18 protein-coding genes and 6 pseudogenes are annotated in these 21065 nt (G+C 60.2%); 7 read left to right on the top strand and 17 right to left on the bottom strand.

Going from position 1 to position 21065, the window contains the following annotated elements:
- Nucleotides 1-514: 514 nt before the first annotated feature.
- The 3 genes and pseudogenes from QNJ43_RS10145 to QNJ43_RS10135 form a co-directional block, all read right to left on the bottom strand.
- Nucleotides 515-3934: pseudogene (locus QNJ43_RS10145) on the bottom strand (hydantoinase B/oxoprolinase family protein).
- A 1142-nt stretch (nucleotides 3935-5076) separates the two neighbouring features.
- Nucleotides 5077-6297: pseudogene (locus tag QNJ43_RS10140) on the bottom strand (alanine racemase).
- Between the two features lie 99 nt (nucleotides 6298-6396).
- On the bottom strand, nucleotides 6397-6699 hold the full coding sequence (locus QNJ43_RS10135; RefSeq protein ID WP_300469652.1) for an extensin family protein: 303 nt from the start codon (nucleotides 6697-6699) through the stop codon (nucleotides 6397-6399).
- An 87-nt stretch (nucleotides 6700-6786) separates the two neighbouring features.
- Between QNJ43_RS10135 and QNJ43_RS10130 the strand changes: the two genes are divergently transcribed.
- Nucleotides 6787-7026: a hypothetical protein gene (locus QNJ43_RS10130; protein WP_300469650.1), complete on the top strand. Its 240-nt coding sequence runs from the start codon at nucleotides 6787-6789 to the stop codon at nucleotides 7024-7026.
- 412 nt (nucleotides 7027-7438) lie between these two features.
- A complete protein-coding gene (locus tag QNJ43_RS10125; protein ID WP_300469879.1) occupies nucleotides 7439-8044 on the top strand; it encodes a LysE family translocator in 606 nt (201 codons plus the stop codon).
- A 30-nt stretch (nucleotides 8045-8074) separates the two neighbouring features.
- Here the strand turns inward: QNJ43_RS10125 and QNJ43_RS10120 are convergent, their stop codons facing one another.
- From QNJ43_RS10120 to QNJ43_RS10100, 5 genes are all read right to left on the bottom strand, one after another.
- Nucleotides 8075-8479, bottom strand: coding sequence for a DUF1007 family protein (locus QNJ43_RS10120; RefSeq protein WP_300469876.1), 405 nt, complete (start codon nucleotides 8477-8479; stop codon nucleotides 8075-8077).
- Between the two features lie 312 nt (nucleotides 8480-8791).
- The gene (locus QNJ43_RS10115; protein ID WP_300469648.1) at nucleotides 8792-9226 is read right to left on the bottom strand and encodes a hypothetical protein; all 435 of its coding nucleotides are present in this window, start codon (nucleotides 9224-9226) and stop codon (nucleotides 8792-8794) included.
- Between the two features lie 222 nt (nucleotides 9227-9448).
- On the bottom strand, nucleotides 9449-9583 hold the full coding sequence (locus tag QNJ43_RS10110; RefSeq protein WP_300469645.1) for a hypothetical protein: 135 nt from the start codon (nucleotides 9581-9583) through the stop codon (nucleotides 9449-9451).
- Nucleotides 9565-9714, bottom strand: coding sequence for a hypothetical protein (locus tag QNJ43_RS10105; protein ID WP_300469873.1), 150 nt, complete (start codon nucleotides 9712-9714; stop codon nucleotides 9565-9567). The genes QNJ43_RS10110 and QNJ43_RS10105 overlap by 19 nt, the downstream gene beginning before the upstream one ends.
- Nucleotides 9669-10094, bottom strand: coding sequence for a HupE/UreJ family protein (locus QNJ43_RS10100; RefSeq protein ID WP_300469643.1), 426 nt, complete (start codon nucleotides 10092-10094; stop codon nucleotides 9669-9671). Before QNJ43_RS10100 ends, QNJ43_RS10105 begins: the two co-directional genes overlap by 46 nt.
- Before the next feature lie 128 nt (nucleotides 10095-10222).
- Here QNJ43_RS10100 and QNJ43_RS10095 point away from each other — a divergent pair.
- Nucleotides 10223-10798: pseudogene (locus tag QNJ43_RS10095) on the top strand (polyphosphate kinase 2); the annotation flags it as partial.
- Here QNJ43_RS10095 and arsH read toward each other — a convergent pair.
- From arsH to QNJ43_RS10075, 4 genes and pseudogenes are all read right to left on the bottom strand, one after another.
- Nucleotides 10751-11454, bottom strand: a pseudogene (gene arsH / locus QNJ43_RS10090) (arsenical resistance protein ArsH). The pseudogenes QNJ43_RS10095 and arsH overlap by 48 nt on opposite strands.
- Before the next feature lie 50 nt (nucleotides 11455-11504).
- Nucleotides 11505-11932: pseudogene (gene arsC / locus QNJ43_RS10085) on the bottom strand (arsenate reductase (glutaredoxin)).
- 35 nt (nucleotides 11933-11967) lie between these two features.
- Nucleotides 11968-12510 carry an arsenate reductase ArsC gene (locus tag QNJ43_RS10080; RefSeq protein ID WP_300469641.1) on the bottom strand — a complete coding sequence of 181 codons (543 nt, stop codon included), beginning with the start codon at nucleotides 12508-12510 and terminating at the stop codon, nucleotides 11968-11970.
- Entirely contained in the window at nucleotides 12507-12866 is a 360-nt protein-coding gene (locus QNJ43_RS10075) for a metalloregulator ArsR/SmtB family transcription factor (protein WP_300469639.1), read from the bottom strand. The genes QNJ43_RS10080 and QNJ43_RS10075 overlap by 4 nt, the downstream gene beginning before the upstream one ends.
- Before the next feature lie 297 nt (nucleotides 12867-13163).
- On the opposite strand from QNJ43_RS10075, the gene QNJ43_RS10070 reads away from it, so the two are divergent.
- The 3 genes from QNJ43_RS10070 to QNJ43_RS10060 all read left to right on the top strand — a co-directional run bounded on the left by QNJ43_RS10070 (nucleotide 13164) and on the right by QNJ43_RS10060 (nucleotide 15077).
- Nucleotides 13164-13484 carry a hypothetical protein gene (locus tag QNJ43_RS10070; RefSeq protein ID WP_300469637.1) on the top strand — a complete coding sequence of 107 codons (321 nt, stop codon included), beginning with the start codon at nucleotides 13164-13166 and terminating at the stop codon, nucleotides 13482-13484.
- A 9-nt stretch (nucleotides 13485-13493) separates the two neighbouring features.
- Nucleotides 13494-13844: a hypothetical protein gene (locus QNJ43_RS10065; RefSeq protein WP_300469635.1), complete on the top strand. Its 351-nt coding sequence runs from the start codon at nucleotides 13494-13496 to the stop codon at nucleotides 13842-13844.
- Nucleotides 13845-14051: 207 nt separating this feature from the next.
- Complete coding sequence (locus QNJ43_RS10060; protein WP_300469633.1) at nucleotides 14052-15077, top strand: lipoprotein signal peptide; 1026 nt, start codon at nucleotides 14052-14054, stop codon at nucleotides 15075-15077.
- Here the strand turns inward: QNJ43_RS10060 and QNJ43_RS10055 are convergent.
- The 4 genes and pseudogenes from QNJ43_RS10055 to QNJ43_RS10040 form a co-directional block, all read right to left on the bottom strand.
- Nucleotides 15040-15351, bottom strand: a complete 312-nt coding sequence (locus tag QNJ43_RS10055; RefSeq protein WP_300469631.1) for an AraC family transcriptional regulator — start codon at nucleotides 15349-15351, stop codon at nucleotides 15040-15042. The genes QNJ43_RS10060 and QNJ43_RS10055 overlap by 38 nt on opposite strands.
- Before the next feature lie 191 nt (nucleotides 15352-15542).
- On the bottom strand, nucleotides 15543-16064 hold the full coding sequence (locus tag QNJ43_RS10050) for a hypothetical protein (protein ID WP_300469628.1): 522 nt from the start codon (nucleotides 16062-16064) through the stop codon (nucleotides 15543-15545).
- A gap of 225 nt (nucleotides 16065-16289) precedes the next feature.
- Nucleotides 16290-16814, bottom strand: a pseudogene (locus QNJ43_RS10045) (enoyl-CoA hydratase/isomerase family protein).
- Nucleotides 16815-17445: 631 nt separating this feature from the next.
- Entirely contained in the window at nucleotides 17446-18000 is a 555-nt protein-coding gene (locus tag QNJ43_RS10040; protein WP_300469626.1) for an MBL fold metallo-hydrolase, read from the bottom strand.
- 129 nt (nucleotides 18001-18129) lie between these two features.
- Between QNJ43_RS10040 and QNJ43_RS10035 the strand changes: the two genes are divergently transcribed.
- Nucleotides 18130-18837 carry a LysR family transcriptional regulator gene (locus QNJ43_RS10035; RefSeq protein WP_300469624.1) on the top strand — a complete coding sequence of 236 codons (708 nt, stop codon included), beginning with the start codon at nucleotides 18130-18132 and terminating at the stop codon, nucleotides 18835-18837.
- A 1934-nt stretch (nucleotides 18838-20771) separates the two neighbouring features.
- Here QNJ43_RS10035 and QNJ43_RS10030 read toward each other — a convergent pair.
- Nucleotides 20772-21065 (bottom strand): MarR family transcriptional regulator (locus QNJ43_RS10030; protein WP_300469622.1); only part of this gene is annotated, 294 nt, incomplete at its 5' end.

The following is a 21065-nucleotide window of genomic DNA, read 5'->3' as shown; positions in this document are numbered from 1 at the left end:
GCTGCTATCCGGAAGGTGTTTTCTTTCGGCTTAGCATGCGGGAACCAAAGGAGGAATCGGCATTTGAGGACAGCGTGTCGCAGCGGGAGGAAAGAGGGCGCTGCAACCGGACGTGGATGCGGGGGCCGCGCGTACTCTCCGCGGGGCTTAGCGTCGTTCCCACTACAGTCAGTCCCGGTGGTTGTGACGCATTTCTTCACACCCTCGGCACGACGAGGAAAGGTCCCCTCTCCCATGGGGAGAGGGTTAGTGTGAGGTGATGAGATTTCTCAGGGATACGGAGAACTCGCCTCCCCTCACACGGCGCATCCGCGCCGACCTCTCCCCATGGGAGGTGAAGAGCGAGCAACACGAGTTCCGGCCCCATGCCTCGATCTCTCGATCGTCATCACCCGGCGAAGTCCGGGTGATCCAGCGCGGGCGGCATATGCAACGGTAGCGGCTGGATTGCCCGGACTGCGCCGGGCAATGACGGGGGCTGATGCGTTTGCTCGCGGGGCCGAAAGACCCGACCCTACTCGGCCTTCCCGTATCCGCCGCCGGTGGGCGATACGACGATCACGGCCTCGCCTGCCTTGAGCACGATCTGATCGCAGCCCTGAAGCTCCTCGATCGTACCTTCGGCGCGGCGGACCAGGGTCTGACCGCATTCGCCGGGCTCGCCGCCTTCCAGCCCGTGCGGGCGGATGGTGCGATGAGAAGACAGGATCGCGCAGTCCATCTCCTGAAGGAAACGAAGCGTGCGCCGCGTACCGTTGCCCGCGTGCCACTTGCCCTTGCCGCCAGAATTGGGGCGGATGTGGAAGTCTTCCAGCAGAACGGGGAACCGGAATTCCAGCACCTCCGGATCCGTCAGGCGCGAGTTCGTCATGTGGACGTGAACGCCGTTGGTGCCGTTGAAGCCGGGGCCTGCGGGCGAAACAGAACAGATCGTCTCGTAATACTGGTAGGTGTCGTTGCCGAAGGTCAGATTGTTCATCGTGCCCTCGGACGCCGCCATCGCTCCCAGCGCGCCGAACAACGTGTTGGTGACGTGCTGCGAGGTCTCCACATTACCGGCAACGACGGCCGCCGGATATTTCGGCTTCAGCATGCAGTCGTCGGGGATGACGATGTTGATCGGGCGCAGACACCCGGCATTCATCGAGATATCGCCATCCACCATCACGCGGAAGCAGTAGAGCACGCACGCTTTCCGCCGCATTGTCCTGAACGTGGCCCATATAGGCCTGCACCACGTCCAGCCCGAAATGGGCGACCATCTTGCGAAGCTCCTGTACGCCCTTCTCGTTGGCCGCGATCTGGGCCTTGAGGTCGGCGACGTTCTGCACCGGTTTGCGGCAGGGATACTTGTGATCGGTGAGGAGCTTGACGGTCTCCTCCTCGCGGAAATTGCCCTGATCGACCAGCAGGAAGTTGTCGATCAAGACGCCTTCCTCGTCCACGGTGGTGGCGCGCGGGGTCATGGAGCCCGGCGCCGTGCCGCCGACATCGGCATGGTGACCACGCGAGGCGATCCAGAACAGGATCTCCTTGCCCTAGTCATCGAAGACCGGCGAGACGACCGTGATGTCCGGCAGATGCGTGCCGCCATTATACGGCGCGTTCAGCGCGAAGACGTCGCCGGGACGGATCTTGCCCGCATTCAGCCGGATGACCGTTTCCACCGACCGGTCCATCGAACCCAGATGCACCGGCATGTGCGGCGCGTTGGCGACCAGCGTACCGGCCTCATCGAAGACGGCGCAGGAGAAGTCCAAGCGCTCCTTGATGTTGACCGAATAGGCGGTGTTCTGAAGCGTCACGCCCATCTGCTCGGCGATGTTCATGAAGAGGTTGTTGAACACCTCCAGCATGACCGGATCGGCCTCGGTGCCCACCGCGCCCGCACGCTTGGCAGCGACCACGCGCTTCAGCACGATGTGGTCCTTGACGGTCAGTTCCGGCTGCCAGCCCGGCTCCACGACGATCGTCGCGTGTGGTTCCATGATGAGCGCGGGGCCGGAAACGGTCATGCCCGGCTGGATGGCATCGCGCCGATAGATCACCGCATCCTGCCAGGCGTCATCGGAGAAGAAACGGGTGTTGGCCGTGGCAACGGCCTCCGTCTCGGCAAGGACATGATCGGGCTCGACGATGCCCGCACCACCGCTGACGGTCTCGACCTCGAGCGCTTCCACGACCACGGGCTTTGCCTCGTAGACGAAGCCGAACTGCGCCTTATGGGGGCGGCCCCGAATTCCGCCATCATCGCCAGAATGGTGCCGAGCGTAACGGGAAGCGGCGTATCCGTGCCCTCGTAGCGCAGATGGGCGCGGGCGTGGGTCTCGCACTCGGCCGCAGGAATGCCCTGACCGACCAGCTCGCCTTCCGTCTCGCCTTCAAGTGCGGCGCGCAAGGTGTCGAGTTCGCCGAGCATGTCGTCGGCCAGCGTCTTCACCACCGCCTGCTGGCGGGTGGCGCGGATATCGGCGAGCCCCATGCCGTAAGCCGACAGGATGCCGGAGAGCGGATGGACGATCACCGTCTTCATGCCGAGATTGTCGGCGACCATGCAGGCCGACTGCCCGCCTGCGCCGCCGAAGCAGGTCAGCGCATATTCGGTGACATCATAGCCGCGCTGGACGGAGATCTTCTTGATGGCGTTGGCCATGTTGGCGACGGCGATCTTGAGGAAGCCATCGGCGATCTCCTCCTCGGAGCGACCGTCGCCGATACGGGCGGCCATGTCCTTGAACTTCGCACGGACGACGTCCTCGTCCAGCGCCTCGTCGGCATTTGGACCAAAGATCTTGGGGAAGAAATCGGACGACAGCTTACCGACCATCACGTTGGCATCGATCACCACCAGCAGGCCGCCGCAGCGATAACACGCCGGGCCCGGATTAGCGCCCACACTGTCCGGGCCGACCTGGAAGCGGCCGTCGCAATAATGCAGGATAGACCCGCCGCCCGCCGCGACCGTGTGGATCATCATCATCGGTGCGCGCATGCGAACGCCCGCGACTTCCGTCTCGAAGGCGCGTTCGTGCTCGCCGTTATAGTGCGACACGTCCGTGGAGGTGCCGCCCATGTCGAAGCCGATGATCTTGTCGAAGCCGGCGATCTTGGAGGTCTCCACCGCGCCGACGACACCGCCCGCGGGGCCGGACAGGATGGCGTCTTTACCCTGGAAGAGATCGGTCGCCGTCAGCTCACCCGACGACTGCATGAACATCAGCCGGCAGTCGGTGCCCTCGATCTGAAGCTCCTCAACCACCTGCTCCACATAGCGGCGCAGGATCGGCGAGAGGTAGGCATCGACCACGGTCGTGTCGCCGCGCTCGACGAGCTTCATCAGCGGCGAAACCTCGTGGCTGACGGAGATCTGCGGGAAACCGACTTCGCGCGCGATCTCGGCCACGGCTTTCTCATGCTTAGGATAGGCGTAGGCATGCATGAAGACGATGGCGAGCGAGCGGATGCCGTCATTGTAGATTGCCTTCAGCGCGGCGCGGACCTGAGCGAGATCGGGGGCCTTCTCCACCGTCCCGTCGGCGCGCACGCGCTCGCCGCACTCCACGACCGTCTCGTAGAGCATTTCCGGCTTGATGATTTCCTTGGTGAAGATGTCCGGGCGATCCTGGTAGCCGATCTCCAGCGCATCGCGGAACCCCTTGGTGATCAGCAGCGCCGTGCAATCGCCCTTGCGCTCCAGCAGAGCGTTGGTGGCGACCGTGGTGCCCATCTTCACCGTGTTGATGTTCTCAGCCGGAATGCGCGCGCCTTTTTCAACGCTCATCAGCTCGCGGATGCCCTGGATGGCGGCGTCGCGATAGACTTCCGGGTTTTCGAACAAAACCTTGCGCGCGCGGATCTCACCGTCGGGCGGGCGTGCCACGATATCGGTGAAGGTGCCGCCACGATCGATCCAGAAATCCCACTTCGCCGTCATGTATCAAACCTCGGTCAGGTGTGTTTGTTTTGGAGGATGCGGACAGCCCGCAATACGGATTCCGCCCGTCACCGGCAGTAAAAGTCACAATTTATCGATAAAATATCAACGTAGGAAAGTATGGCGCAGATTGGCGGGAAGGAGAAGGAAGAGGAAAGAATAATGGAGCGGCTTCGCCGCAAACCATTGCGCTGGATTCCGGATCTGGCCATGCCGCTGCGCGGCAGACCGTCCGGAATGAAGAGCAAGCAGAGAGTTGTAACCACACGCGGATAGAGATCGAGCAGCACCCGTTTTTATGTCCGCATCTGCTTACAACTCGACCCCACATTCCCTCATTCCGGACAAGCGAGGCGAAGCCGAACGCCGATCCGGAATCCAGAAATCAGTGCGCACACCGTGCGATTATTGTTTCTTTTGTCAACCCCATTTTTTGCTTACCTAAACAAAACCTCCTCTACCGTAGAGGCTGGCAACCTTTCAAATCCGATCTTTCTGTCCTCACGACGCCCAAGGAAATTTTTCAAGCTATCCGCCATGAAACGAATATTCATTATCCTCTTTATTATTTGCCTGACACTGTACTGGCTACAGTCATGGCGCACTCAAATTAAAATTATAGAACAATTCATTCCAGGGTTACCGGCGTCGATTGAAGCCGAAGGCCTTGCCATGCAAAACGTCCACACAGGATTGTTTAGCGCTCTTGTGGCTGACAGTTGCGGCGTAACCGCCATCCGAATTACGGAAGCAACGGCGGATAAAATCAGGAAAGATGGCCAGACGTTCCTTGAATCAGCAATGCGAAGCAGGTCAAATTCCGCCCGGCGAGGACGCCCGATTTTCTACGCCGCATGGGAGAAGATGCCTACGGCAAAATATTCGGATGAATCTGTATTCGCAGCAATCCTTTCATGCTCCGGACGCGCAGGCATCCCTGCGAGGCAGATTATTGAAGGCCTGGAGGGTGGAAACGGATACGCTTCGAGAAACCGCGGTTATAATGAGTTCTACATTTTACTGGATCAGCGGCTCTTTAGTTTATGCATTCATGAATTGATCCTCGTAGCTGAGAAAACAGGCGGCAAAACGCCTGCACTCTTCAACCACGACGTAAGGGGCTCGGCCGGAGCCCCTCCCCCTCAATCCGCCATCATCTCGATCGAGGCAAAACTCACCGTTCCGTTGGGTTTCCGGGCTCATCGAAGGGCCGGTCCACCTCCACGACCGTGTCGGGATAGAAGCCGTTGAACCGGATCCTGAGCGACAGCGAGTAGGCGCCGATGTGGCCGATCTCGATCCAGTCGCCGGTATCCACCGTCTCCGGCAACCAGAAGGGCCGCGACAGGATATCAACGCTGTCGCACGTCGCGCCGCACACCTTGAAGGGCACGATGTTCTCAGCATCGCCGGTGCGCCGTTTGCGGGCGGGATCGGGGATGTGGCGGGCGGGCAGCGTGATCTTGCCCGCCCAGCTGTCCGACAGCGAGGCCCAGATGCCATCGTTGATATAAAGCCGCCGCCCCTTCTTCAGCAGAACCCGCACCACCAGCGTCACGGCGCACGCGCAGATCGGCTCAGCCGCGATGGACAGATCGGAAAAGCCCCAATCGTCGAGATCGTGCTTCAACTGTTCGATGATCTCGCCCGTGGAAGGCACATGGCACACCTTGCGGTGCGGATCGTTGCCGTAGACGGCCCGGGAACCCGCCGACGACATCGAGCCCGACCAGTTCCACCCCGGCGCGCGACCGCACCCAGTCGGCAGACGCCAGCGCCCGCTCGTAGGTCTCCGCCTCCTCGATCTGCGAGCCGGCATGGAAGCACAGGCCGCACTTGAAGCCGATACGATCGATGCGCTGCAGAAGCCCCACCGCATGACCGAGGGCCGCGCCGAATTTCTTCGACAGTTCGTAGGCCGCATGTCCCTTGGTGGCGATGCGCACAAACAGCGTGATGTCGCCCGGATCGAGATCGAGCGCGCGCACGATGCGCAGGATCTTGGCGACTTCGTCCTCGTGGTCGAGCGACAGGGTGCGGATGCGATAGGTCTCAAGTGCCAGACGGATATCGGACTGCGCCTTGATCGGATGCATGTAGAGCAACTCCGCTTTCGGCGCGACGGCCCGCACGGCCTCGAACTCGGCAAGCGATGCGACGTCGAAACAGCCGATGCCCGCCGCAGCCAGCGTCTCCAGCACGAAGGGTTCGCCGTTGGTCTTCACCGCATAGGCCGTCTTGCCCGGAAAGGCCTTCGTGAAGGCTTTCGCATCGGCGGTGAGAACTTGCAGATGAAAGCAGTAGACGGGCAGGTCGGGGCGGAGCGCGAGGGTCATGTCGCGGGCGCTGTCATACCGATCCATCATTGGCCTTTCACTGTCTGCCGGGTGCGTGGCATCGCACGCAGGGTGACAGGTTGCCTGCGCCCCTACAACCGCGCAGATCCATTATATACCGTTACGTTACTGGCAGATCCGGTAGGTGCATGTCTTGCCGTGGCATCCCTGGTCGAGATGCATGTGATCCTGATGATAGGCGTCGCCTTCCGGCGTGAGCACGGTGAGAAACCGCTCGCAGGCCTTCTTGCGAACGCGCCGAAGAAACGCCTTCTCCCGCCCCGACGTCTTCCACCCGTCGGCGACCGTGACGAGACGACCGTCGGCGAGCCGAAAGCCCGAGATATCGACCGCGTTGCCCTTGGCATGCTCGGAAATCTTGCCCTGAAGAAAGATTGTTGCGCCGTCGGCAATTGTAGGAGGCGGCAACACGCAGGCCCGTCAGTTCCGATCCGAGCAGGTTCTTCGCCGCTGGCGCCACCGTCTCCCGCACCCGTGCGGCGAAGGACGAGGCAAATGCGCAGTCGAGCGTCGCATCGGGGGGAGAGATCGACAGCCTCGAGCACGGAAAGCGACGAGACATCCACCGGCACCGGGATACGGCAGGCGGGAATATCGGGTTCGGGCAGCTCCACCCGCGTGACGTCTGCTCCCGGCAACGGGGTGTTGCGGCTGGCCGACGGGGAGATCCGCCGGAGCCTTCGCGAAGAGATCGTCCGTCTCCGGCTTTTCCGACGGTTTGGCGGCGGCAGGTGATCGGCTTGCGGTTTCGCCGTCGGCGCGACCCCCTTGGCCGGGGGCGCGGCGTCGACATCGGCCGTCTCTTCTTCCCCGACGTTCTCCATCGCCTGACCTGCGGCATCTTGCGGGGCAGCACCGCGTTGCTGCGGTGCGGCCGAGGCCATATCCAGGTAAGGAAATGCGCAAAGGGGGAGCGCGACGGCAAGAAGGCCGATGACCTGTTTTTTCGTCACGTCCTCATGCCTCCCGTTCGGCTGGCGGGTCGGTTAACGGTTTTGCCGAGGTCCCTGCACTCCACAGTTGCTTGAAGTTTGCGAAGTGCCGGTTACGTTGAGGTCTCGTATCCCTAACGTGCGAGATGAGCGAATGGTTTCGTCGTTCCGCCAACTGGCGCGATAGCAGACCGACGAAACAATGGGAGAGCGTCATGACGTGGGAACTCTATTCGGCCTATCTGGTCGCACCCCTCATCGTGCTCGCCATTCCCGGCCTGACCATCATGCTCGTCGTCTCCTATGCGCTGGCGCAGGGACGTAAGACGGCGCTTGCCTCCGTCACAGGTGTGGCACTCGGCGACACCACGGCCGCGACGTTGTCGCTGGCGGGTCTCGGCGCCGTGCTCGCGACCTCCGCCACCCTGTTCACGATCCTGAAATGGGTCGGCGCCGCCTATCTGATGTGGCTCGACTGGAAGATGTGGCACACCTCGCCCGCGCCGCTTGAAACGGTTGCCACCGCCACGCGCGACAATCGCACCATTCTGGCGCATGCCTGGATCGTCACGGCGCTGAACCCCAAGGGCATCGCCTTCCTCCTGCCCCACTTCATCGCCCCCGGCGCGCCCGTGACCCCGCAGCTCGTACTGATGGGCGTGACCTTCGTTGTGCTGGCCATCGTCAACGCGCTTGCGGCCTCCGCCGTGCGCGAAAAGGTCAACCGCCTCTCGACGTTGAAGGCAATTCACCAGCTCGGCGGCAGCGTGCTGATTGCTGCCGGTCTGATGACCGCCGCAATGTGCCGCGCGACCGGTTGAGAGCGTCATCAGAAAAGCCGCTTGCCCCTCTCAAGGGCAGGTCAACGTGATGACCTGCGGCGCCACGGCAAAGCGCGGATAGCTATCCGCCGGAATGGGTGCGACCTTCATCTCGCAGCCGGGCGACGGCGCATCCTTGAGGATTGCGAGCTTCGCCTGCGCCGGTTTCACATCCATAACAAAATCGGAATCCTCGACCGTGACGGAGAGCGGCGTGCGGCTAGGATCGACCGGTTCGGGCAAGCGCAGGCCGAAGGGTTTGACCGTCGACACATCCTTGTCGCCCACGCGAATGAAGGTCAGGTACCGACTTGAGGCCAGATTGCCCATGATATCGGCCCCGACGGCCGCCGCTTCCGCCTTGTCGAAATGGCCGTCCTTGTTGACGTCATAGGTCTCAGGATCTGCGCGCTGGTGCCCTCGTCCAGCGTCCAGGCCTCATCCATGGGCCTTCACCTCCTTTTGCGAAAACGGAAAGGCGACCCGGTAGACGAGCTGGGTAACGGGTGTGCGCCGTTGCCGGAGCGCCCGGCGCGCTCATCAGAACGCCGGCAAGCAGAAACGGAATTGACCTTTTCACATGACCCTCCTTGAGCTGGGGCGACGTCAGGGCTGACGTGCGAGATCGAACCCGGACGTTTCGGGCCCCCGAAGGGCCGGATGTCCCCATATCGGAAAACCCGGAATCAGGATCGGGAAAGAGCCCGCCCTCATCCGGGGGAATTGCGGGATCGGGAAGCCGGGTGGCTACGGAGCCGGAGCACTCGCGGCTTGCGCAATGACGGCGCCGCCGTGCAGCAGGCCGATGGCAAGCAGCCAACTGCCGAGGATCCGTCCGGCAAGATCGAACCAGGACTGCCGAAAGGCCCGCACGCTCAATCCCAACGCCAGAACCAGCCAGACGACCGTGACCGTTCCGGCGATCGAAAAGGCGGGATCGTGCAGACTGGGATCGGTCAGCCGCAGGAAGATGCCCGCCGCCGTCGCCGCCAGAAACACTGCAAGCGGCACGACGATGATCCGCAGCCCGCGCGGCTCGAGCAACGCCAGACCTATCGCGATTGAGGCAATCGGCGTGAGAAGATCCGCCGGACCAGGCAGGGTGGAGAGGTGGTCGAGCACGATCGCCTCCCCCACAAGCCCGAGATAGAGCTCCATGCCAAGCGCCACGAGTCCGGCCACGAACGCACGTCGTTGAATGATGCCAAAAGCGATGCCGATGCCAACCAGCGGCAATGCATGCTGAGGCGACAGGACGGTGGTCAGTACCCCACCAGTCCAGCAAGGTGCTTTTGTCTGCGCCGAAAACGAGCCAGAGAATGACGATCAGTCCGAGGACAAGAAGGCCGGACCCCGCCCAAAGAACGGGGCTGCGCACTGCAACGGATCTGAGCGACCAGGTTTTCATACGATCAGATAGTAGCACACGCCGAGCGCAATGACACCCCCGAGGACGCACGAGAACATGCCACCGCGGATACGTTGAAGTGCGAGCCCCACGCCAATACCAATCAGGTGGATCATGCCGGTGGCGAGCACGAAGCCGATGGCATAGTCGGCCGGATCGGCCGCCCGCGGCAGCTCCGCACCGTGCGCATAAACTGACAGATGGCGAAGACGGCGATCAGCAGCAACGCGCCCCATTCCGGCAGATGCCAGGCAAAGACGATCGCAAGCCCGAGCGCCAGGATTGACAGCGCGATGCCCGTCTCGATGCCGAGGACATTGGGATGCCGAGAATACCGCCGATACCGCCGACAACCATGATCAGCGGAAACGCGACCGGCAGGCTCCACACGGGCCGCCCGCCCATCTGCGCGCCCCACAGGCCGACGGCGAACATGGCCAGAAAATGATCGGCACCGGTCAGCGGATGTTCGAACCCGCTCGAAAAGCCGCCTGCCCCACCCTGAATGATGTGAGCTGCCGCCGGAGAGGTTGAGCCCAGAAGAATAAGCCCCGCGACGGCGGCAAGCGCGCCGGACCCGAAGCCGGAAGTGTCTCGCGCTAGCCGGAAGCCCCGGAAGAAACGAGAATGATCCAGATGCATGCAAACGCCCCCTTGTCGACCCTACAAATCATACGGGAATGCGGACCGGCCGCAGAGCCGGTTGTCCGCATCATGCGTCGCAATCCCGACAATAGTGATGTTATAATGTTATGTCCGGATTGTGGCGGTTGCAGAAGCCGACCGAGCGCGAGAAGACCCAATGGTATTTCCAGCGCTATATCGAGCACCTGCCCGCCGCCGGTGAAATCGTGCTGTTCGACCGCTCCTGATACGACCGCGCGGACGTGGAGCGGGTCATGGGTTTCTGCACCGCGAACGAGCATCTGGAATTCATGCGCCAGTGCCCGGGCTTCGAACGCATGCTGGTGCGCGATGGCATTTGGCTCTTCAAGTGCTGGCTCTCCGTCACCCGAAAGGAACAGCGCCGCCGCTTTGACTCCCGCAAGACCGACCCACTGAAGCAGTGGAAGCTCTCGCCCGTCGACCTCGCTTCCCTCGACAAGTGGGACGATTACACCGAGGCGAAAGAAGCGATGTTCTTCTACACCGACACCGCCGACGCTCCCTGGACGGTGGTGAAATCGGACGACAAGAAACGCGCCAGGCTGAACTGCATGGAGCATTTCCTGAACGCCCTCGATTACCCCGACAAGGACACCAGCATCGTCGGCGCCCCCGACCCGCTCATTGTCGGCTCAAGCGCCCACGTGATCGGTCACTCCGACCACGTGCTCGCAAAGACAGCGCTGATTGACACACTTCGACAGCGCCGCCGCATCCTCGCGACGCTCCGAATAACGGTCGACCAGATAGTCGGCCCGGTCGCGGGTCAGCAACGTGAACTTCACCAGTTCCTCCATCACGTCGACGACCCGGTCGTAATAGGCCGACGGCTTCATCCAGCCGTCGTCGTCGAATTCCATGAAGGCTTTGGCGACGGAGGACTGGTTGGGAATGGTGATCATCCGCATCCACCGCCCCAGAACGCGCAACTGATTGACCGCATTGAACGATTGCGAGCCACCGGAAACCTGCATGACGGCCAGCGTCTTGCCCTGGCTCGGACGCACCGCGCCCAGCGCCAGCGGGATCCAGTCGATCTGCGCCTTTCTGATGCCCGTCATCGCGCCGTGCCGTTCCGGCGAGTACCACACCTGCCCCTCTGACCACATGACCAGTTCCCGCAGTTCCGCAACCTTGGGATGATCGGGCCCGGCATCGTCGGGAAGCGGCATGCCGGAGGGATCGAACACCCGCGTCTCGACCCCGAAAAGCTGCAGGATACGCGCGGCTTCCTCGTTCAGAAGCCGCGAATAGGAGCGCTCGCGCAGCGACCCGTGCAACAGCAGGATGGCGGATGATCGGAGGTGGTCGGCTGGAGCAAGCGCTCCCGGTCGATCTCGCGAAAGCTCTCCCCATCGAGAGCCGGAACGTCCTGAAACGTGTCGCTCACGCTTTCCCCACCGCCGGGCCCGCTGCCTTCACCGTCTCGCCGTCTTCCTTGGTGAAACCCGCCATGGGGACATCCAGTATCTCCAGAACCTTCTCCGACGGGCGGCACAGTTTCGTTTCGCGCCTTTATCCGTCACCACGATGGGCCGGTTGATCAGGATCGGGTGCTCCATCATGAAATCGATCAGCTCGTCGTCGCTCCACTTGCGATCATCGAGCCCCAACTCGTCATAGGGCGTGCCCTTGCGGCGCAGCACGTCGCGAACGGGAATCCCCATCGCGGCAATGAGCTCAACGAGACGCTCCCGGCTTGGCGGGGTCTTCAGATACTCGATGACCTCCGGCTCCTCCCCGCTCTCGCGGATCATGGCAAGCACGTTGCGCGAGGTGCCGCATTTCGGATTATGATAGATGGTGACAGGCATGAATGTCCTTTGTCCGGCGTTATGGAAGGCAAAGATCAGGAAGCTTGCGAGATGTCGCGCCGACCGATCTCATCAAGCCGCGTCTGCAGGGCGAGCCAGCCGAGGCTCTTGAGCGGCAGGCTGGTGAAGACGATAATACGCTGACGCAGCATGCGCATCGTATCGGCAAAGGCGAACCGGCGCTCGGCCTCCGTTCCTTCAACCGCGGAAGGATCCGGCACGCCCCAATGGGCGGTCATCGGCTGGCCCGGCCACACGGGACAGGTCTCGTTGGCGGCGTCGTCGCAGACGGTGAAGACGAAATCCATCTTCGGCGCATCCGACGCGGCGAATTCGTCCCAGGACTTGGAGCGCACGCCGTCCGTCTCGTAGCCATTTTGGGCGAGCAGATCGAGCGCATAGGGATGCACCGCGCCGCGCGGGTGACTGCCCGCGCTGAAGGCCCGAAACCGCCCCTCGCCATAGCAGTTGAGCATGGCCTCGCCGATGATCGAGCGGGCGGAATTGTGCTTGCACAGAAACAGCACGTTAAAGACGCGCGGGAGCTGCCCGCCGGATTTCAACTCACTCTCGCTCATGTCGTCTCCTCCTCAGAGGCGGGAACGGGGGCAATACACGCGACGCCCGCCGGATCGCCGCAGATTTCCGGATGACCGTTGCAGCAGTCTTCCGTCAGGAAGACGAGCAGGGTTCGCATCCGTTCAAATTCCACCGCGTAGATAACCTTGCGCCCGGCGCGCCGCGCATGCAGCAGACCGGCACGCTCCAATGTGGCCAGATGAAACGACATCCGCGTCGGCTGTATGGCTAGATTTTCGGCGATTTCCCCCGAGGTCAGCCCGTTCGGTCCGACCTTCACCAACAGGCGAAAGGCCCTGAGCCGATCGTCATGGGCAAGTGCTGCAAGTGCGGTAACGGCGTCTGTATCGATCATTGTAAAATGATGAAAGGATATTTGTAGAATTGCAACGGAACATTTACCCTCGAGGTACATGGCACCCACGTTGCGATCGAGCCTCGCGACGCCACTGGCCTCCCACTCACGCCCGGCACCACCCCCCGCTTGCATCCGTTACCGTAACGGTATTTCTATGCAAACAGTCATTTTTACGAGACAGCGATTTTCACCTATCGGCGGGATCTCCCGTCGAAGCCAGCGTGCAAACGAAAACACCTATCCAACATGACACTGGAAAAGACGCCCCCTCTGCCGCCACCGTCGCTGAGAAGCTTGACGGAAGACGCACTGCCTTTTCTGGGCATCGGTATCATGTTGTTGGGAAGCCTGCTCGTGACGATCAACGACGGGCTCATCAAGCAGGCACTGACGAGTGCTGCGACGCCTGAGGTCCTGTTCTTCCGTGGAGCCTTCGCGCTCGTCTTTTTCGTTCTCTATGGGGCGCTTACCCGGAATTTCAGGAACTTCGTGCCGCGCAATCTGCTGAATGCCGTCTGGTTGTCGGCGCTGGCGGTTCTGTCGCTGTTTCTGTTCACCTATGCCCTGGGGCTCGTTCCGCTGGCAACCGCGATCGTGCTGGCCTATCTCAGCTAGGTCTTTGTCGTGATATTCGCCCTCATGCTGACGGGAGAGAGGATCGGCCGGCTGCAATGGCTTGCCGTGCTCCTCAGCTTCGTCGGCGTCGTGCTTGTCGCCTCGCCAGACTTTTCGATCGGCGGCGCGGTCGTACTCCTGCCCATTCTGGTCGCGCTGACGATCGCGTTCCGCGATCTTTTCATCCGCAGGGTCATTTCCGGCGAAAAATCGCTCGCACTCTCGGTCATGGTGCACGCCCTCACGGTTCTGTTGTCCGGCTTCGCCTTCGATGCCTCATGGCTCACCCAGACCGGCGAACAGATGACGCTCTACTCCGTGGCGAGCCTGACCGTTTTGCCGGAGGATCGACGGCGATGATTGCCGCCGCATCCGGAGACCGCTGCCCAAGAGCACGGAGTGAGGCCAGACAGGGAAAAGCGCGGCAGACGGCCTGGAATTGGATTCCGCCGAACGGTCGTAATGAGCCGTCGGCTTGACTCTTCAGGACCTGAATCGCGTTTCAGGTCTCCGCCTTCGTCAGCCTGACGCATGATCGGGGAACTCTGTTCGATCAGGAGGCCCCAAATGGCCAGACTTTCTGCCACCTCCGCCGCGCTCCTGCTTCTGACGGCAACCAATGCGAACGCGGGCCAGATCGGGTTCCGCCAGTTTTCCATCGACACCGAGGGCGCTCGTCCGCTCAATATCAGCCTCTGGTATCCGACAGATGAGAAGGCGCCCCCCCCCACCATTGTCGGAGAGAACCCGATCTTTCTGGGCGCTCCAGCCATGGTCGATGCCACGCCGGATCAGACGCGGCACCACCTGATCGTCCTGTCCCACGGCTATAGCAGCAGTTGGCGCAACCTGAGTTGTCTTGCGGCGGAGCTTGCCGAAAATGGATATGTCGTTGCCGCCCCGGATCACCCCGGCACGACCACCTTCAACCGCGATCCGGTTCAAGCCGCGATACTTTGGGAACGCCCGCGAGACTTGAGCCGCACCATCGACGCCGTTCTTGCAGATCCCGCACTTGGTCCCGTCACGCCCGATCAAATGACGCCATCGGCCATTCTCTGGGCGGCTGGACGGTGGCAGCGCTCGCCGAAGCGAGGTTCGACCCCGGGCAATTCGCCGACGACTGCAAAAGCAATATCAGCCCTCGCGCCTGTTCTCTCACCGATGAATTGGGATTGGGCAACCCTGCACTTGGCCAAGACAGACCTGCGGGATCCACGCCTGGTCGCTTTCGTGACGCTTGATCTCGGCTTTGCACGGGGTTTCACGGCTGAAAGCCTCGCCTCGATCAAGGCACCGGCCCTTGTCATTGGTGCAGGGATCGATATCGGCGGCCTGCCTGCCACGCTGGAATCCGGTTGGCTGGCCGAGCATCTGCCCAGGGAAAGCACGCATCTGGTGATGATCCCGCACGCCATGCATTTCAGCTTCATGCAGCGTTGCAAGGAGGGGGCGGAGGCATTGATCGAGGCGGAAACACCGGGGGACGAGATCGTCTGCCACGACAGCGGCGGCCGCAATCGCATCCAGATTCACCGCGAGGTCGTCACAACGATCATCCGGTTTCTCGACAAGGTCTTACCACCCGGTTGACTGCGAATTCAACGTTCTCCCTCGCCTTACGGAGGAACCGGCTGGGCGAGGTGCCCGTGATACGCGCGAACTCCCGGTTGAAATTTGATTTCGTCTGAAAACCGCAGTCGAACATGACTGTTGTCACCGGATAATCGGTTTCAGCGAGCAGGTTCATCGCCTCACGGATCCGCCATTCGTTGATAACTCGCGGCACGGTCTGAACGAGTTTGCGATTGATCGCACGTGAAACGTGGCGGACTGGAATGCCCAGACGGCGCGACAGCCGGGTCATCGTCAGATCGGGATCGCGAAAGAGCTTGCGCCCGGCCAGCAGCCGGTTGACCTTTTCCAGGATACGATCATCCTCGCGGCAGAAGGGCTGTCGTCCCTGGGCACATTCTCCCCGGCCCCCGTGTGCGCCGTATCGGGCGCGATTTCGGCCATGGTGCCGGGCGCCCGGCCCCGACGATCCGCATCACGTGACTACCGTTTCCAATGCGGAAATCCAACGCAATGGCCAGATCGAGAAGCCCGCAAAACAGCAGCAACAGACCGACAGTCGCGGCAGCCCTGTCCGCGCAGCCCGTCGCTTTCGCGCACCGCGGCATGACGGCCAGCTCCGGCGAGATCGCCATAGAAAAGCAACGTTCCGAAGCCGAAGTACAAGACGACCAGCAGCGCGTCGACCGCGTCGCGCCAGCGGGGCCCGATGACCAGAAGTGCAAGGACCAGCGCGGCAGGCGACAGATACGGCCAGACGGGACCACGCCTCGCGCCCTGTCGACTTGAAAAACAAAGCCAGGCCAGAGAGGGCAAAAGCGCGGCAAGAACAGGCTGCAGGAAGCGGAAGACAGGCAACCCGGAGCTCCAACGCAGACCGACGACGATAACGACCGCGACACAGGCACCGAGAAAAAGGACGATCAGCTCGCGACCGGCATCGCGTCGCGCCACCACGACACCCAGTAGGAGCGCAACGACAAAGGGGAGCGGGAGCGAAATCATCTGGCACTCCAATCTTGCCCGGTACACGACATAACAGGCCCCGCAGCAGGCGTCAATATCGGGAATTCATCTCAAAAGGCGCGACCGTCTACCCCTACCCCAGCTTCCCCCCGCCACCAGCAGCGAGGCTGCGTTGACGCCCCTGGTGTCCATCATGTCGGCTGGCTGTCGGCGATCAAATACACGGGCACGCCCGTTGCGGCTTCCCCTTGGGGCGTGGCCGGTTCAGGTGCCCGTGTAAGTCGCTATCCGACGCGCCATCCAGGCATCCAGACCCTCGCGGACATCGTTCGTCGCGGTCATCCGGGCGAACTGTTCGCTCTCGATCTGCAAGCCTTCCGCGATCGTGGCGTTCAACCCGCGCGTGACGGCCGTGATGATACGGGCGGCAGCTGACGATGAATGCCGCAGAATGCGTTCCGCCCCGTTCACCGCGGTGATGACCGGCTTGGGAAACGCCTCCAGCCGATGCGTCATCGCCTACCCCCGGCGCACGAACTCCCGCACGGCGACGTCCGGCCCCTTTTTCACGCTTTGCGAGAACTCGTGAATGTCGACCCCGGCTGAAAAGGCCCGCTCCCCGGCTCCAGTCAGGATAACGGCGCGGATCGCGTCATACGCCTCAATCTCATCGAGAAGCCGCATCAGCCGGTCGTTTGTCGCGTAACTCAGGGCATTCAGCCTGTCGGGCCGATTGAGGGTTAAAAGCGCGATCTTGTCCCGCCGTTCCGCCAGTACCGTGTGTTCCATGTCAGACCTCTCTATCTGTCTTGACGCAACTCTATCTGTCTTGACGCAACGGTATTTTGGCGAGACAAAGAGGTAAGCCTGCTGGTCGGCCGGCTAAAGGCCACTGATGCAAAGTGGAAACGCAAGATGACACACTGAAGGGCTGGGCTTCCGGCCACTATCTGTGCGAGGGCCATTTGCCCGATTAAGCCGGAATTGCCAGATGAAGCCCAACGGTCGCCTTTTGCTTATATCTCTGTAGCGAAGGGCAATCTGACCGCTTTGCGCCTAATGCCGCCAATCTCGCGCGTCGTAATTGATCCCGAACGCTTCCGCTCGTTGAATGGGTGCTCTTACGCGAAAGACCATGCATCCCCCGTCCCGTCTTGCGATCGTTCCGGCGGACGACGTGGCAAAATGAGAACTGAACAGCGTGGCCTTTTCGTCGGCTGCGAAATCCATAACCCAACGCCTTGATGTCAGAGCCTTTTCTCTTTCCGCTTCGAAGACCGACAGGAGCTCGGGCGCAAGAACCTGAACAGGATGGTGAAACACATCGCCTGAAAAGAGGCTTTGGTGCCGCCGCTTTCCAGAACGATCGAGGCATGATCTGCCGAATGACCCGGCGTGGAATGGAATGAGAACCCGGGGATCACTTCGCAACGTCTATCGAAATCATGTCGGCAAGGCCCGCGTCGACAATCGGTGTCACGCTGTCCTGCTGGGCCTGGAGGCTCGTGTGGTGTCGGGCGTTCGCATTGGCCGGATCGCGGAAGAAGTCATACTCCTTGGCGGAGAACACGTGCCGGGCATTGGGGAAGATGGCGATCCAGTGCCCATCGACGAGGCGGGTGTTCCATCCCACATGATCGACATGCAGATGGGTATGCAGCACATAGTCCACGGCTTCGGGCGTGCCCCCCCCCAGTGCCTGGAGACGTGCGAGATAGGACGTCGTCAGCTGGTCGAAATAAGGCGCAAACGGGCGCTTTTTGCCATTGCCTGCGCCGGTGTCGATCAGGACGATCTTGCCGTCGATCCATACGATCCAGCTATGGATGCTGAGAATGATCCATGCCCCATCCGGTGACAGGGTAGCGGGCAGGCCGGCAAGCAGCGGCTCATGTTCAGCGCCCCAATCGGGCAGGAGGTCGGTAAATGTAAAGGAGGCGGTTTCACAGATCTCGTAATCGAGCACGCGGGCCACCTTGGCATTACCTATGGTGTAAACGGGGCTGGGAGACATGAATGGCTCCTTTCGGACAAGCCATATATCGCTTTCATTGGTAAATTAGAATAGAGTGAGAATTCATATACTGCTAATTACGAGTCATGAATGAAAGCGGGTGAAGTTCTTGAGCTGAACATGTTCCTCGCGGTTGCGCGAACGGGACAGTTTGCGGCTGCCGCAGTCCAGCTGGGCGTGACGCCATCGGCGGTGAGCCAATCCATCCGCCGATTGGAAGCCAGGCTCTCCACGCGGCTTTTTTCGCGCACCACGCGCAGCGTCGCCCTGACGGAGGCAGGCCACTCCCTGCTTACCGAGGTTGGCCCAGCACTCGACGCCTTGTCGCAGATGGAAAGAACTCTGATCGCATCGCAGTGTCAATCCACCGGCAAGGCGCGGGTGAGCATGTCCTCCGTGGCGATGGAATTGCTGGTCGCGCCTGTACCAGACTTTCATCTCGATATCGTCGTGGAAGACAGGCTTACCGATCAGATCGCTCAGCGATTTGATGCGGTCATCCGGCGCGGCGAGCTTCTCGAACAAGACATGATCGGCCGGCGTCTTTGTCCCGACGACCGTCTGATCCTGGTCGCTTCCGATAGTTGGGTGGCTCAGCAGACACCATCGGATCGTGATCGCAGGCCTCGCTCCGACGCGATACAGCCATGGTCCCTCGCGCGCGCGGACGAAGGGTCACCTTGCGGGGATCTCATCCAGCCTGGTTGCCGAACATGCCGCATCAGCCCGGCAATGTGCGCTGGACGGTATGAGCGTTGCGCTGCTGTCGCAGAATTTTGTGTCCAGGCATTTGGCTGACAAGCAGTTGCAACAGATCCTACCCGAATGGAGCGGGCCGCTTGCGGGCTTCTACATGATGTATGCTCACCGGAGAAATCTGGCGCCACCGCTAGAGGATTTGATACGGCGAATGACGGCGTCAGCCTCGTCCGCTCCTTGAACCTGATCTCCCGCGATCAATCCACCCTCGCCGCCTTCGCGGACTGATACAACAGCACCGACGGCACGGCGGCCGACAGGACACGCACCATGTGAGACCGGCTGGCACAGAACGCCCGACACCCGAAACGAAAGGGCTGCGGCTTTCTTCGCACCGTCGCGGAATTGACCAACAGCCCGGCCACCCGCCGTCACTGTGGGCGCCGCGCACAAGATAAAATTCGAGGGCAGGCTCACCGAACGCCACGCAAGCGGCGGGGCGGACGGCATATGTGCTAATGGAGAGTGGGGCAGTGAGGGGTAGCGGGAAAGTATGTGCACGTCGGAGAGTTTACGCCTTGCTCGGGCAGACCTTTGGCGGAAGATCGACTACGATGGTTGCCTTGCACCTTGCCGATGCCAACTTGGAATCCGCCTTCGAATAAAGAAGGAATAGCGGATTTATAGGACTATTTCATAGTCAAAAGTATGAAGGCAACACCCAGATTTCTTATTGATCACCGGATATTACGCACGTAACATAATCATATTCGGATCATTAGATGCGTTATTTAGCTCATGGCAGACTGTCGGAAAGCCCTCATGTCGAAGTTTAATATAAATCATAGACATACTGACTTCGAGCCGTGCCTAAGAAGCATCGAAGTATCCGGATTTCGTGTAATTATAGCGAAAATGAACTTCGATTATCCGGTTACGGCAATCACCGGATTAAATGAAGCAGGTAAAAGTGCCTTCGGCCAACTAGCTCTTTGTGGTTATCGGAAGGTTTCAACGGAGATTTCCTCAGAAAATTTTTTATATTAAATAATTTTTTCCCGTATCTGTTGCGAACCCCACTCCTTAATCTCTGAAAAAGCCAGTACAAAATTTATTTTTGAAACAGATGATAAAAATTCGCCGCAGGAATTAACGGTTAGTCGCGCTACCAAGGAGTGGACCGGATATAAAAGATAGCCAGAGCGGCACGTAGAATACATAGGATTAGAATTATATATAACAAAGGTTGAAATAAAATATCTAACTATATATAGTGCGGGATCGCTGGAGTTGTCCGATAGAGAAGATCTAGAGAATGCAGGATCATATGATCGCGAAGCGTCTTGGGGAACAATACTCCGGAAACGATATGGGTTTCGGTGAGGGTAGAGTGATACATACAATCAAATTGCAGAAACATGTGCGGAAAAAAGCCTAATCGTGCTTGAGGAGTCAGAAAAATCACTCCACGAAAATGCTCAATATGAATTTTCTAAAGCTATCGTCGAGGACATCAGATTATTTTTTCAACTCACTCTTCACCCATGCTAGACGCTCTTCCTGCTGAAGCTCGCAAATAGTATGCGTAGAAGATGAATTCGCACAATCTCTACTAAGAGAGATACTAAAAATACGCGCACTCGAATTGAGAAAAACACTAGATATTATCCCTTTCGGCGATGCAAACGCCATCAAAAATGCACTATTAAGAGCTATGGCTGTATGGGATGCAGATAGAGATATTTCCTAATAGAGACTATGAATTTGACTTGGATGCCCACCTAGCTGCCTATACAGATAAAGATTGGGCCGAATTCTTAATTAGAAGATATAAAATCAAGAGTCCGATAGTTATATATTATATAGTAAATATTATTTGTATAACAACATCATAATATAGAGCACCGCTCTTCACTCCAATTTTTCCCACACCACCAGCATCGAGGCGGCGCCGAAGCCCTTGGTGTCCATCATGTCGGCGATGCGTTCCATGGCTGACAGGAGGTCCGCGCGAACCTCTTGCGAAAATAATCTTACAGCATCGGCGGGGCGGAACGAAGGACCTCCTCGCCGCGTTCGGTAACCAGCGTGTGCACGATACGGCAATCGTCGGCGGAGCGGTGACGCTCCACCAGGCCTTTCGCCTCAAGCTTGTCCAGAATGGTGACCACCGTGGCGGCACTGAGATCCGAGCGTTCCGAAATCGCCCGCGTCGTCACCCGCCCCATGTCGTTCGCCGACTGCAAAACGACGATCTGCAGGATCGTCAGCCCCACTGCGCGCGCAACTTCGCGCGAGCGCAGATCTATGGAGCGCACAATGCGGCG

The organism is Breoghania sp. (assembly GCF_030066895.1).
GTDB lineage: Bacteria > Pseudomonadota > Alphaproteobacteria > Rhizobiales > Stappiaceae > Breoghania.
The sequence above is the reverse complement of the archived record's forward strand: the minus strand, read 5'-3'. Positions and strand labels throughout refer to the sequence as shown.

Excerpts from the sequence above, each read along its gene's own strand:
- QNJ43_RS10130 (WP_300469650.1), top strand. The coding sequence starts at position 6,787 with ATGCGCAGTCGAGCGTCGCATCGGGGGGAGAGATCGACAGCCTCGAGC.
- QNJ43_RS10075 (WP_300469639.1), bottom strand. The coding sequence starts at position 12,866 with ATGATCGATACAGACGCCGTTACCGCACTTGCAGCACTTGCCCATGAC.
- QNJ43_RS10080 (WP_300469641.1), bottom strand. The coding sequence starts at position 12,510 with ATGAGCGAGAGTGAGTTGAAATCCGGCGGGCAGCTCCCGCGCGTCTTT.
- QNJ43_RS10100 (WP_300469643.1), bottom strand. The coding sequence starts at position 10,094 with ATGCATCTGGATCATTCTCGTTTCTTCCGGGGCTTCCGGCTAGCGCGA.
- QNJ43_RS10055 (WP_300469631.1), bottom strand. The coding sequence starts at position 15,351 with ATGACCCGGCTGTCGCGCCGTCTGGGCATTCCAGTCCGCCACGTTTCA.
- QNJ43_RS10060 (WP_300469633.1), top strand. The coding sequence starts at position 14,052 with ATGGCCAGACTTTCTGCCACCTCCGCCGCGCTCCTGCTTCTGACGGCA.
- QNJ43_RS10125 (WP_300469879.1), top strand. The coding sequence starts at position 7,439 with ATGACGTGGGAACTCTATTCGGCCTATCTGGTCGCACCCCTCATCGTG.
- QNJ43_RS10050 (WP_300469628.1), bottom strand. The coding sequence starts at position 16,064 with ATGATTTCGCTCCCGCTCCCCTTTGTCGTTGCGCTCCTACTGGGTGTC.
- QNJ43_RS10035 (WP_300469624.1), top strand. The coding sequence starts at position 18,130 with ATGAAAGCGGGTGAAGTTCTTGAGCTGAACATGTTCCTCGCGGTTGCG.